The following is a 12,833-nucleotide window of genomic DNA, read 5'->3' on the forward strand; positions in this document are numbered from 1 at the left end:
ATGACCCGTTCCGAAACTCCCCTGCAAGACCTCGCCGCCCCCGAAGGCATCTGCTACGGCTGCGGCGGCCGCAACCCGCATGGGCTGCACGTCAAAAGCTACTGGCACGAGGACGGCGTGCACGTCATGGCCGAACACCTGCCGGAAGACAAATACTGCGGCTGGCCAGACCTGGTATACGGCGGCCTGCTGGCAATGCTGGTCGACTGCCATTCCAACTGGACCGCGATGGCTTACCACTACCGCGCCGAACAGCGTGCCCCGGGCAGCCTGCCGCGCATCGACTGCGTCACCGGCAACCTTGGCCTCAAGTTCATCAAACCCACGCCGATGGGCGTCACCCTGACCTTGCGCGCCAGGGTCGAAGGCGATGTCGGGCGCAAAACCCGGGTGATCTGCGAGGTGTACGCCGGGGAAGTGCTGACGGCGGTGGGTGATTCGGTGTTCGTGCGGGTCGATACCGGGCAACTGGCGGACGCGGCGCACGGGCGCTGAATTTACACGCGCCCCTGTAGGAGCTGCCGCAGGCTGCGATCTTTTGACTTTAAAGATCAACATCGAAAGATCGCAGCCTGCGGCAGCTCCTACAGGGTATGGTGCTCGAATTAACCCGCGCGCTGGCCCGAAAGACTGCATGACCGATTTGCGGCCCACAGCAGCGATGGCAGACAGACGTCTAAACGCCTCGGCAATCGTAAGACTCACCTACATGTTTTTCCGCTTGTGGTGCACATTACCAAACCCTTATAAGAGCGGCTCTCACTCGCGAATTGAAGGATGCACCCATGAGCAATGCCTGGAACGAAGGGTATTTCACCGACGAGGGCTACACCTACTCGTATAGCCGGGAAATCAATCCGGTGTTCCAGCGTTTTTGCCTATTGTTGCGCGGCTTTGCCACGCTGGAGAGTGCCGCTGGCTACCACTGCGAACTGGGCTTCGGCCAGGGTGTGTCGATCAACATCCATGCCGCCGCCAACCCGGGAAACTACGTCGGCACCGATTTCATGCCATCCCAGGCCGCGCATGCCATTGCATTGGCGAGCGACTGGAACAGCCAGGCCCGCCTGTATGACGACAGTTTCGAGCAACTGCTGGCCCGGGATGACCTGCCGGCCTTCGACAGTATCAGCCTGCATGGCATCTGGACCTGGGTCAGCCGCGACAATCAGCAACTGATCGTCGAATTCGCCCGCCGTCACCTCAAACCCGGCGGCCTGTTGTATGTCAGCTACAACTGTTTCCCGGGCTGGTCGCCTTCGGCGCCCTTGCGCAATCTGTTCAGTCTGCATAACCGCTTTGCCAGCCATGCCTCCACCAGCCCGGCCAAACGTATCGATGCCGCGATGCAATTTTCCGAAGCGCTGCTGGCGGCCAATCCGAAGTACGCCAGAACGGCGCCGGCTCTCGGTGCCCAGTTGCAGAGCATCAAGGGCCAGAATCGTCAGTACGTGGCCCATGAGTACTTCAATCGCGACTGGAACTGCATGTATTTCACCGACGTGGTCGACGCCATGGCGGCGGCCAAACTCGACTACGCCGCGACCGCCGTGCCGTTGGATACCGTTGCAGCGCTGAATCTGAGTGCAGAAGGCATGGACTTTCTGCAGGGGATCGAGCATCCAGTCATGCGCGAACAGGCGCGCGACTACTTCATCAATCAGAACTTCCGCCGGGATCTGTACGTACGCGGTGCCAATCGTCTGTCTGCCGCCGAACAGCGCGATGCCCTGCTGAGAAGCCGTTTTGTCCTGTTGCAAGCCATTGAAAACATTCCCGACACCGTCACGGGTCCGGCCGGTGCGGCTTCGCTGCAAGCGGAGATTTACAGCCCGGTGCTCGCAGCGCTCGCAGCCAATGCCTATGCCGCGAAGACCCTGCAGCAGTTGTCGATGGCTGTGGGCTCCGTGTCTTACGACGACCTGGTGCAGGCTGTCACCGTGCTGATCGGCATGGGCGTCGCCGCCCCGTGCCAGAGCGAAGCCGCTGAAAGACAGGTGCAGGAACATTGCGACACCCTCAACCTGCAACTGTGCAAGCGGGCGCTGTTCAACAGCGATATTCAGGTGCTGGCCAGCCCGGTCACCGGCGGTGGCGTGGCAGTCAGCCGCGTCCAGCAGTTGTTCCTGATTTCGCTCAAACAAGGCATGACTGACCCGCAAGACTGGGCGCAACTGGCGTGGGCCGTCATCGGTGAACAGGGCGAAGTGCTGCTCAGGGGTGACCAGCCGCTGCTCACCGCCGAAGAAAACCTTGCCGAGATGACTGAGCAGGCCCGGGCATTTGCCCAGACACCGCTGGACATTCTCATGGCGTTGAAGATTGCCTGACCCCTCCCCCCGAACGACTGGCCGCGATCACCAGCGGCCGGTCGTCTGCGTTGGCGGCCATGAATGCCGTCTCCGGACTTGACCTCCAGCACTTCCATCCCTGACTCCCCGGCGAAAAAGCAAAATTGCCATGTGTTTCCATCGTTCCTTCTGGCGTCGCACTGTTCATTGCCCGTCCCTGTCTGTCTGGAGTTTCTCGATGCCGTCGCCCAAATCCCTGCCCTCTGCCCTGCTGGGCCTGGCCCTCGCCTGCCCGGTCATGGCCGAGGAACCCAAAGGCATGGAGCTGGGCCAGGTGCTGATTTCCGCTGACGAGCAAAGTGGCACCGATGCCTCCGTGGCGGAGGCCGAAGCGCGTCTGGCGCAAGTGCCCGGCGGCAGCAATGTGGTCGACATGCGTCAGCCGTTGCAGGGCCGGGTGGCGAGCAATCAGGACGTCCTCGCGTATCAGCCGGGGGTCTACGCGCAGTCGGCGGGCAACGAAGGGGTGAAGATTTCGATCCGGGGTTCGGGGATCAACCGCGCACCCGGCGCGCACGCTTCGGGGTTGTACACGATGCTCGACGGCCTGCCGCTGACCGGCCCCGGCGGCACGCCCTACGAATTGCTCGAACCGCTGTGGCTCGACCATGTGGAGGTGCTGCGCGGCGCCAACGGCTTTGATCGTGGTGCGCTGGCGCTGGGCGGCGCCGTCGATTACGTCAGCCACACCGGCTACGACGCGCCGAAATTGCAGGTGCGCTATGCCACCGGCAGCCATGGTTACCAGCAGCGTCAGATCAGTTCCGGGCAAGTGCTGGGCGACTTCGATTACTACGTGTCGCTGACCGACGCGAACGCCAACGGCTATCAGGATCACACCGCCAGCGAGAGCCAGGGCGTGATCGCCAACTTCGGCTATCGCTTCAATCCGAACCTGGAGACCCGCTTCTATTTCCGTTACCGCGAGACCGACAACGACCTCGCCGGCCGTGTGACCAAGCATTCGATCGAGCACACGCCACGGGCGGCCAACCCGGCTTACGTGGCGCGCGACGACAGTCGCAAACAACCGGGCAGCACCTTCATCGGCAACAAGACCACCTACTACATCGACGACGATTCGAGCATTCAGACCGGCCTGGTCTATCACGACTACCCGATGGACCTGCGCGAAGGCCCGAACCGTCTGAAAGTGGCCTACACCGACGTCAGCGGCACGTTCGACTACAAGCGCCGCGACACCCTGTTCGGCATGGAAAGCCGCAGCACCATCGGCCTGCGCACCACCAAACATTTGCCCAACGACGGCGCCAGTGAATTCGTGCGCATCCCGTCCGGCAACACCGCCGCGTATGCGCCGGGCACCCGCATGCGCAACTTCACCTATCAGGGTTCGGACACCGTTCTGCACGTCGGCAACGACCTGGAAATCGCCGACGACCTGTGGCTGACCACCGGCCTCGCCGCCCTCTACACCCGCCGCGAAAGCGCCGTCACCTACCCGCAAAACGGCGGCAAAACCAGCCTGGGCGACTGGGACTACGCGCCGCGTCTGGGCCTGCGCTATCAGGTCACGCCGGACCTGCAGTTGTTCGGCAACCTCAGCCGTTCGGTCGAAGCACCGCACCCGTGGTCGCTGATCTACAGCTCGAACATCCGCTTCCCGGCCGGCAACGGTGCGGCGACCGGCACCCAGAGCGATCCGATCAAACTGCAGAACCAGACCGCGACCACCCTCGAACTCGGCGGTCGCGGCGACAGCACACTCGGCCAGTGGAGCCTGGCGTGGTACTACGCGCAGGTGCGCCACGAATTGCTGTCGGTGCTGCCGGACGCCAACGCCGTCACCCCGTACGAACTCAACGCCAGCCCCACCGTGCATCAGGGTGTCGAAGCCAGCTTGCAAAGCACGCTGTGGTCAGCCGCCGACGGACGTAAATTGAGCCTGCGTCAGGCCTACACCTTCAGCGACTTCCACTACCGCGACGATAAGCGTTTTGGCGACAACCGCCTGCCCGGCCTGCCGATGCACTACTACCAGGGCGAACTGCGCCACGACTGGCCACAAGGCTTCTTCGCGGCGATCAACACGCAACTGGTATCCAAAGTCGCGGTGGATTACGCCAACAGCTACTACGCCGATCCCTACGCACTGTTCGGCGCCACTGTCGGCTACAACGCGCCGAAAAACGACTGGCAAACCTGGCTCGACCTGCGCAACCTAACCAACAAGCACTACGCCGCGACAGTCACGCCGGGGTATGACGACAAGGGTCTGGATGCGGCGCGGTCTACGCCGGGTGAAGGGCTGGGGGTTTATGTCGGGGTGTCGTGGAATTTGCTCTGACCGCAGGATCTGACCCGTAGCGGCAACAAACAGCGGGTCAAAACGGCCCCTGCGTCATCACCCGCGTCTCGATGATGTTGCGCAGCGCGTCAACCCGCTTCTGATACAGCTCAGTCAAGCAACCGACCTTCGCGCCACAGGCCTTGCGGCGTTTCAGGAAAGCCTGCTGCTCGCCGATCAGCGCGTCGCGCCCGCCCATCGGCAGCAGGCGTTTGTCGAGGCTGAACAGCTCGCCCATGGTCACGTCCAGGTCGTTCAGCGAGCGGTTGGCGCAGACTGCTTTCTCGTCTGCCGCTTTGGCCTTGGCACAGTCGAAACTGGCGGCGTGTGCTGAATTGGCAGCGATTAGCAGCGCACAGCCGAGGGCCGCGGCGGTCACCCGTGAAATTTCTCGAACTCGTGTCATGTCGTCGTATCCAACGTTGTAAGCCAATGGAGGTATGAAAATGAAAAACACTGACGACCGCAAGCCCGCAACCCCTCATAACGCGCCTCCGCTCGACGCTGCCGGCAAACCGGTGGATGTGGTTCGCCGGGATCTGCAGGACAGCGACGACGATACCAAAGCTGTGGACGAGGTGCTGACGCCGACCTCGATCCGCACCAAGGAACAGGAGGCCGAGGAACTCAAGCGTAGGTCCGATGCGATCGAACGCAAGGTCGCCGACGGTAACTGACGGACGCCCCCCTCTAAGAGTGAATTTTCACCTTCCTGTCCCGGGTTTTCCTGCCCGGGACGATCCTCCCCCTGTCCTGCAAGCCGCGTTTTTACTGGCTTCACCCCTTCTGCTTCAGCAATTTGTATTCACATCCCAGCTTAATAATATTTTACCGATACCCCCCTCCTGCCTAGTCTGACCGCAAGCAAAACGGACAAGCCTGAAGCGATCCGAATCCACTTGCCTTGCCAGGAAGGATGTACAAATGAGCACTGAAACAATAAAAACAGACACGCTTGTCGTGGGCGCCGGACAGGCGGGTGTGGCGATGAGCGAGCACCTGAGCAAACTCGGTGTACCGCACCTGGTGCTGGAGCGCAGCCGCATTGCCGAACGCTGGCGCAGCGGGCGCTGGGACTCGTTGGTGGCCAACGGTCCGGCGTGGCACGACCGCTTTCCGGGGCTGGAATTCGATGACGTCGATCCCGATGGTTTCGCCCCCAAGGAGCGCGTCGCGGACTATTTCGAAGCCTATGCGAAGAAATTCAACGCGCCGATCCGCACCGGCGTCGAGGTCAAAAGCGTGGTGCGCAATGTCGGGCGTCCGGGCTTCACTGTCGAGACCTCCGAGGGCGTGATCGAGGCCAGCCGGGTGGTTGCGGCGACCGGTCCTTTCCAGCGTCCGGTGATCCCGCCGATTGCACCGCAAGACCCGCGTCTGTTGCAGATCCACTCCGCTGACTATCGCAACCCGCAGCAACTGCCCGACGGCGCAGTGCTGGTGGTCGGTGCCGGTTCGTCCGGCGTGCAGATCGCCGATGAACTGCAGCGTTCCGGCAAACAGGTTTACCTTTCGGTCGGCGCTCACGACCGTCCGCCGCGTGCCTATCGCAACCGCGATTTCTGTTGGTGGCTGGGGGTGCTCGGCGAGTGGGATCAGGCGGCGATGAAACCCGGTCGCGAACACGTGACCATCGCGGTCAGCGGCGCGCATGGCGGGCGCACCATTGATTTCCGGGGTCTGGCCCATCGTGGCATGACCCTGGTCGGCGTGACCGAGTCGTTCAACAACGGCGTGGTGACCTTCAAGCAGGACCTGGTCGACAACCTCAAACGTGGCGATGACAACTACCTCGCCTTGCTGGATGCCGCCGATGCCTACATCGAGCGCAACGGCCTCGACCTGCCACAAGAACCTGAAGCGCGAGAGACCTATCCAGATCCGGAGTGCGTGAAAAATCCGCTGCTCGATCTGAATCTGGCCGAAGCCGGGATCACCTCGATCATCTGGGCCACCGGCTTCGCCGTGGATTATTCCTGGCTGCAAGTCGCGGCATTTGATGACAAGGGCAAACCGCAGCACCAGCGCGGCGTGTCCAGCGAGCCGGGGGTGTATTTCCTCGGCTTGCCATGGCAGTCGCGACGCGGTTCGTCGTTTATCTGGGGCGTCTGGCATGACGCCAAACACGTGGCCGACCACATCGCCACCCAGCGCAAATACCTTGATTACAAAGATGCCGAGCAGCGTGAAGCCGCCCTGCATTCGACCGCCAACACGAAAGCCGCCGACACCGTCGACGCTTGATTGCCTACTTTCGCGGCGGTGCTTCTGCGCCGCTGAATACCTAGTCTGGAGCTGTACATGAGCAAGCCAACTCACACCCGCATCCGTATGTTCAACACCAAAGACACTTACCCAAACCAGACCCTGGACAACGACCTGTGCCAGGCCGTGCGTGCCGGCAACACCGTGTATGTCCGGGGTCAGGTCGGCACTGATTTCGACGGCAATCTGGTGGGCCTCGGTGATCCGCGCGCGCAGGCCGAACAGGCAATGCGCAACGTCAAACAACTGCTGGAAGAAGCCGGCAGCGACATGAGCCACATCGTCAAGACCACGACTTACCTGATCGACCCGCGCTACCGCGAGCCGGTGTACCAGGAAGTCGGCAAGTGGCTCAAAGGCGTGTTCCCGATTTCCACCGGGCTGGTGGTGTCGGCACTCGGGCAGCCGCAGTGGCTGATGGAGATTGATGTGGTGGCGGTGATTCCCGAGTAATCAGACGCACCGCGTCGCGGCCATCGCTGGCAAGCCAGCTCCCACAGGTTTGAGGTGCTTACAGATTTTGTGACCAACCCAATAACTGTGGGAGCTGGCTTGCCAGCGATGAGGCCCGCAAGGACAACAAATTCCTCGAAAGGAGTTAGACCATGACCTTTTCAATCGCAGCCCGTTGCCCCGAAACCGGCCAGTTCGGTGTCGCCATCAGTTCCTCCAGCATCGCCGTCGGTGCGCGTTGCCCGTGGCTGCTGCCGGGGGTTGGCGCGGTGTCGAGCCAGAACATCACCCTGCCGTCCCTTGGCCCGGAAGTCCTCGCGCTGATGGAACAAGGTCACGCGCCCGATGCGGCGCTGGACCAGGTGCTGACCCGCAACGGCTATAGCCAGTACCGGCAGATCACCGCGATCAACCACCTCGGCCAGACCGCGCATTTCAGCGGTGCGCAAACCCTCGGCGTGCACAACGCCGTCTGCGGCGAACAATGCGTGGCCGCCGGCAACATGCTCGCCGGGCGCGCGGTGATCGAAGCAATGGTCAGCGCCTTTGAAGACGGCGAAGGCCAATTGGCCGACCGTTTGCTCAAGGCCCTGCACGCCGCCCAGGCCCTCGGTGGCGAAGCCGGGCCAGTGCATTCGGCAGCGGTGGTGGTGGTCGGCGAACAGACCTGGCCGATCGTCAATCTGCGGGTCGACTGGGCCGACGAGAATCCGATCGGCGAGTTGCAAAAACTATGGGACGCCTATCAGCCGCAGCTGCAGGACTACATCGATCGCGCGCTCGACCCGGCCAAGGCACCGGGCTATGGCGTTGCCGGAGATGATCGATGAGCAACAGCGCCGCGTTGCTCAAGACGCTGGTGGGGTTCGACACCACCAGCCGCGAATCCAACCTGCAATTGATCGAGTTCGTGCGCGACTACCTCGCAGGCTTCGACGTACCGTGCGAGCTGATCTACAACGCCGAGCGCAACAAGGCCAATCTGTTCGCCACGATTGGCCCGGCCGGGCGACCGGGCATCGTGCTCTCCGGGCACACCGATGTGGTGCCGGTCGACGGCCAGCCGTGGACCGTAGCGCCGTTCGAACTCAGCGAACGTGACGGCAAGCTGTTCGGCCGTGGCACCGCAGACATGAAGGGCTACATCGCCTGCGTGCTGACCTTGGTGCCGGCGCTGGTGCAAGCAACATTGCGCATGCCGGTGCACATTGCCCTGTCTTACGACGAAGAAGTCGGTTGCCTCGGCGTGCGCTCGTTGCTCGCCGAGCTGGAACAACATCCAGTCAAACCTTTGCTGTGCATCATCGGTGAACCCACCGAACTGAAACCGGTGCTCGGCCACAAAGGCAAACTGGCGATGCGCTGCGACGTACACGGGCATCCGTGCCATTCGGCCTACGCGCCGCTGGGGGTCAACGCCATCGAGTACGCCGCCGAGCTGATCGGCGAACTGGGACGCATCGGCCAACAACTGAAGGCGCCCGAGCAGCACGACAGCCGTTTCGATCCGCCCTACAGCACAGTGCAGACCGGAGTGATCAGCGGCGGCAAGGCCTTGAACATCGTCCCCGCCGATTGCCGTTTCGACTTCGAAATCCGTGCCCTGCCCTCACAGGATCCGGCCCAGGTCGCGCAGCAGTTGCAGGCCTACGCCGAGCAGCAAGTGCTGCCACGCATGCGGGCGGTCAGCGAACACAGCGCGATTCGTTTCAGCGAACTGTCGGCTTATCCCGGCCTGGCCACCGATGCGCAGAGTCAGGCGGCGGAGCTGATCGCGGCGTTCTGCGGTTCACGGGAATTCGGCACCGTGGCGTTCGGCACCGAGGGCGGGCTGTTCGATGCGGCGGGCATTCCCACCGTGGTCTGTGGTCCCGGCAGCATGGATCAGGGGCACAAACCGGACGAGTTTGTCAGTCGCGCGCAACTCGATGCCTGTGATGCGATGCTGCAACGGATGCTGGCCTTTATCCGCGCTTGAAACACGGCTCGACGTACGTTCAGGCGTACAGTCGAGCCAATTCCTCCCGACAGTGATCGACGAACAACTGCACCGGTTTGGTCAGTTGCACCCGGCGCAGCCAGGCCGCCGACAGGCCCGAGCCAGTCACGGTTTCCACCAGCGGCACGCACACCACTTTCTGTCCGTCGTAGGTGTACTCGCCGAACGGTCGGGTCACCAGAATCGAAAAGCCGAAACCGCGCCCGACCATGCCGCGCACCATCTCGATCGACGGTGAGCTGAAAACGATGTGCGGGGCCAGTCCGCGCTCTTCGAAGATGCTCACGAAATAGGTACGGCTCGGCACCACGTCGAGCAGGATCATCGGCTCCAGCACCAGATCGTGCAGCGAGACTTTCGCCTGTTGCGCAAAGCGGTGGTCGGCCGGCAGCAAGGCGTAAGGCTGCTGCGGGGGCATCAGCGAGGTGGTTTCGATGGTGCTGTCGAGGTCGTGCTCGAACAGCATCGCGACATCGATGCTGCCGGCGGTCAGTGCCTGCACCAGTTCCTGCTGTTCGCCGTCGCGAATACGGATTTCCACCCCCGGCCAGCGCTGCTTGAACCCGGCGATCAGGCGCGGCAGGTACAACGGCGCGACGGTTTCGAAACAGCCGATATCGATCTGCCCGGAGACCACGTCGTTGTCCGCCAGCGCGTTCTGCTCGAACTCATGCGCCACCCGCAGCAACTCCAGCGCCTTGCGATAAAACCGCGAGCCACTGGGCGTCAGCGACACGCCTTGGGCGTGATGGCGGATGAACAGCTGCACGCCGAAGCTTTCTTCCAGATGCTTGATCGCCGTGGAGACCGACGGCTGGGCGATATAGAGCTTGCGCGAGGCTTCGGCCACGCTGCCGCAATCGGCGGTGGTGACGAAGTATTTGAGCTGGCGCAGGTTGTAGGCGGCCATATAAAACCTCTGCAAATGAGACGACGCTTTGTGGCGAGGGGATTTATCTGTTGTCAGGACATTTATCTGTAGTTAGGGGGTTCTGTGGTGAGGGGATTTATCCCCGATGGGGCGCGAAGCGGCCCCTGTTTCTAAAGTCAAAAGAGGGGCCGCTTCGCAGCCCATCGGGGATAAATCCCCTCACCACAAAACTGTGTAAATCCAGAACAGAGTGAAGCCTGAACATACCGGAGCTACGCATTACACGCGGCATATATTTTTTAAGGTCTGAAGCAACAAACTTACTAATTTATCTATCCCGGGCCTTTGCACATGATCGCTTCAACAAGAAATGCGCCGTCCGTGTCGGCGCTTACCGAAGTACGTCCACGTACTCATCCTTGCCTTGGAGTTCGTCATGTCCACCTCTGCAACAACGTCCGCCCCGCTCATTGAAAAACACACGATAGGATACGTGCCCCCCGAAGATCGCCACGGAAAGGTCAGGGATCTGTTCACGCTGTGGTTCGGCGGCAACATCGCGCCGTTGCCCATCGTCACCGGCGCGCTGGGCGTGCAGTTGTTCCACTTGAATCTGGTCTGGGGCATCGTCGCGATTCTGGTCGGTCACCTGGTCGGCGGCGTGCTGATGGCACTGCACTCGGCGCAAGGCCCGCAGATGGGCATTCCGCAGATGATCCAGAGCCGCGCGCAGTTCGGCTCGCTCGGCGCGCTGCTGGTGGTGCTGATTGCCGGCGTCATGTACATCGGCTTCTTCGCCTCCAACATCGTACTGGCCGGCAAGTCGTTGCACGGCGTGGTCGACAGCGTGCCGGTGCCGGTCGGCATCGTCATCGGCGCCCTCGGTTCGGGGATCATCGGCATCATCGGTTACCGCTTCATCCACGTGCTCAACCGCATCGGTACCTGGGTGCTGGGGATCGGCATCGTCGTCGGTTTCGGCTACATCTTCACCCATATCCAGACCGATGACTTCCTCACCCGCGGCAGCTTCAACCTCTCCGGCTGGCTCGCCACCGTGTCGCTCGCCGCGCTGTGGCAGATCGCGTTTGCCCCGTACGTGTCCGACTATTCGCGTTACTTGCCGGCGGACGTGAAAGTCTCGTCGACGTTCTGGACCACCTATCTGGGTTCGGCGCTGGGCTCAAGCCTGGCGTTCATCTTCGGTGCCGTTGCCGTGCTGGCAACGCCCGTGGGCATGGACACCATGGATGCGGTCAAACTTGCCACCGGCTCGATCGGGCCGCTGATGCTGGTGCTGTTCCTGCTCAGCGTGATCAGCCACAACGCCCTCAATCTGTACGGCGCGGTGCTGTCGCTGATTACCCTGGTGCAGACTTTCGCCTACCGCTGGATTCCGACCGCCAAGAGCCGTGCGGTGATCTCGATCATCGTGCTGCTGGCCTGCTGCTTCGCCGCCGTCGGCGCCTCGAAGGACTTCATCGGTCACTTCGTCGACATGGTGCTGGTGCTGCTGGTGGTCCTGGTGCCGTGGACCGCGATCAACCTGATCGACTTCTACGCCATCCACAAGGGCAAGTACGACATCCAGTCGATCTTTCAGGTCGACGGCGGCATCTACGGACGCTACAACCCGCAAGCGCTGCTGGCCTACGCAATCGGCATTGCGGTGCAGATCCCGTTCATGAACACCCCGCTGTACGTCGGCCCGGTGTCGGCGCATATCAACGGCGCCGACCTGTCATGGCTGGTGGGGCTGCTGGTGACCTCGCCGCTGTACTTCTGGCTGGCCAATCGTGACAGCGCTTATCGGCGGCGGATGATGGGCGGGAAACTGGTGGGCAGTCACTGAGATTGATTCGATGTAAAAAGAAGGCCCGCCATGCGCGGGCCTTCTGCGTTGTGGTGTGGTATTTCTTGATGCCCCGACAGGCACCCACGAGACAGGGAAAACTCATGCTGCGAATTCTGGGCAAGGCGTCATCGATCAACGTGCGCAAAGTGCTGTGGACCTGCGCCGAACTGCAGATCCCGTTCGAACGTGAGGATTGGGGCTCAGGTTTCAAATCCACCGACACGCCGGAATTTCTCGCGCTCAATCCCTGCGCCATGGTGCCGGTGATTGAGGACGGCGATTTCACCCTGTGGGAATCGAACACGATCATTCGTTATCTGGCAGGCGCCTATGGCGGCGCAGACCTCTACCCCGCCGAGCCACGAGTTCGTGCGCGGGTCGATCAGTGGATCGACTGGCAAGCGTCGGAGCTGAACCGCTCGTGGTCGTATGCGTTCATGTCGCTGGTGCGCCGGTCAGCGGATTATCAGGACAGCGCCGCTCTGGCCAAGGGCATCGAGCAATGGTCGAAGACCATGGGCATCCTCGATCAACAGTTGCTGAAGACTGGCGCCTACGTCAGTGGCGACCGGTTTTCCCTCGCCGATATCCCCATCGGGTTGTCAGTCAACCGCTGGTTCGAAACGCCGTTCGCACATCCGGACTATGCCGCCGTCAGGGCGTATTACGAGCGTCTGAGCCAACGCGAAGGCTTTCGCCTGTACGGCAGAAACGGTACGCCGTGAAGCATG

The 12,833-nt window shown here is 62.0% G+C and carries 12 protein-coding genes; 10 read left to right on the forward strand and 2 right to left on the reverse strand.

The window, feature by feature from the left end; all coding sequences use genetic code 11:
* From KVQ82_RS18105 to KVQ82_RS18115, 3 genes are all read left to right on the forward strand, one after another.
* On the forward strand, window positions 1-495 hold the full coding sequence (locus KVQ82_RS18105) for a PaaI family thioesterase (RefSeq protein WP_222015027.1): 495 nt from the start codon (window positions 1-3) through the stop codon (window positions 493-495).
* A gap of 290 nt (window positions 496-785) precedes the next feature.
* Window positions 786-2,330 (forward strand): class I SAM-dependent methyltransferase, encoded by a 1,545-nt coding sequence (locus KVQ82_RS18110; RefSeq protein WP_222015029.1) that lies wholly within the window; start codon window positions 786-788, stop codon window positions 2,328-2,330.
* Between the two features lie 199 nt (window positions 2,331-2,529).
* Complete coding sequence (locus KVQ82_RS18115) at window positions 2,530-4,659, forward strand: TonB-dependent receptor (RefSeq protein WP_222015031.1); 2,130 nt, start codon at window positions 2,530-2,532, stop codon at window positions 4,657-4,659.
* Window positions 4,660-4,696: 37 nt separating this feature from the next.
* Here KVQ82_RS18115 and KVQ82_RS18120 read toward each other — a convergent pair whose 3' ends face one another.
* Window positions 4,697-5,065 carry a lysozyme inhibitor LprI family protein gene (locus KVQ82_RS18120; RefSeq protein WP_052510566.1) on the reverse strand — a complete coding sequence of 123 codons (369 nt, stop codon included), beginning with the start codon at window positions 5,063-5,065 and terminating at the stop codon, window positions 4,697-4,699.
* Between the two features lie 40 nt (window positions 5,066-5,105).
* Here KVQ82_RS18120 and KVQ82_RS18125 point away from each other — a divergent pair, with 40 nt between their 5' ends.
* The 5 genes from KVQ82_RS18125 (at window position 5,106) to argE (ending at window position 9,355) form a co-directional block, all read left to right on the forward strand.
* Complete coding sequence (locus tag KVQ82_RS18125) at window positions 5,106-5,336, forward strand: hypothetical protein (RefSeq protein ID WP_222015033.1); 231 nt, start codon at window positions 5,106-5,108, stop codon at window positions 5,334-5,336.
* Window positions 5,337-5,583: 247 nt separating this feature from the next.
* Entirely contained in the window at window positions 5,584-6,903 is a 1,320-nt protein-coding gene (locus tag KVQ82_RS18130) for an NAD(P)/FAD-dependent oxidoreductase (RefSeq protein ID WP_047294907.1), read from the forward strand.
* A gap of 57 nt (window positions 6,904-6,960) precedes the next feature.
* Window positions 6,961-7,377 (forward strand): RidA family protein, encoded by a 417-nt coding sequence (locus KVQ82_RS18135; RefSeq protein ID WP_003225869.1) that lies wholly within the window; start codon window positions 6,961-6,963, stop codon window positions 7,375-7,377.
* Between the two features lie 152 nt (window positions 7,378-7,529).
* Window positions 7,530-8,207 (forward strand): DUF1028 domain-containing protein, encoded by a 678-nt coding sequence (locus tag KVQ82_RS18140; protein WP_108182409.1) that lies wholly within the window; start codon window positions 7,530-7,532, stop codon window positions 8,205-8,207.
* Window positions 8,204-9,355, forward strand: a complete 1,152-nt coding sequence (gene argE / locus KVQ82_RS18145; protein WP_222015034.1) for an acetylornithine deacetylase — start codon at window positions 8,204-8,206, stop codon at window positions 9,353-9,355. The genes KVQ82_RS18140 and argE overlap by 4 nt, the downstream gene beginning before the upstream one ends.
* Before the next feature lie 19 nt (window positions 9,356-9,374).
* On the opposite strand, the gene KVQ82_RS18150 is transcribed toward argE, so the two are convergent.
* Complete coding sequence (locus KVQ82_RS18150) at window positions 9,375-10,286, reverse strand: LysR family transcriptional regulator (RefSeq protein ID WP_222015035.1); 912 nt, start codon at window positions 10,284-10,286, stop codon at window positions 9,375-9,377.
* Window positions 10,287-10,683: 397 nt separating this feature from the next.
* Here KVQ82_RS18150 and KVQ82_RS18155 point away from each other — a divergent pair, with 397 nt between their 5' ends.
* Together KVQ82_RS18155 and KVQ82_RS18160 are read left to right on the forward strand one after the other, a co-directional pair.
* Complete coding sequence (locus KVQ82_RS18155) at window positions 10,684-12,099, forward strand: cytosine permease (RefSeq protein WP_145596870.1); 1,416 nt, start codon at window positions 10,684-10,686, stop codon at window positions 12,097-12,099.
* A 104-nt stretch (window positions 12,100-12,203) separates the two neighbouring features.
* Window positions 12,204-12,827, forward strand: a complete 624-nt coding sequence (locus KVQ82_RS18160; RefSeq protein WP_222015041.1) for a glutathione S-transferase family protein — start codon at window positions 12,204-12,206, stop codon at window positions 12,825-12,827.
* The last annotated feature ends 6 nt before the right edge of the window (window positions 12,828-12,833 follow it).

Origin of the sequence: Pseudomonas sp. AO-1, from assembly GCF_019775695.1 — a bacterium.
Classification (GTDB): Bacteria; Pseudomonadota; Gammaproteobacteria; order Pseudomonadales; family Pseudomonadaceae; genus Aquipseudomonas; species Aquipseudomonas parakoreensis.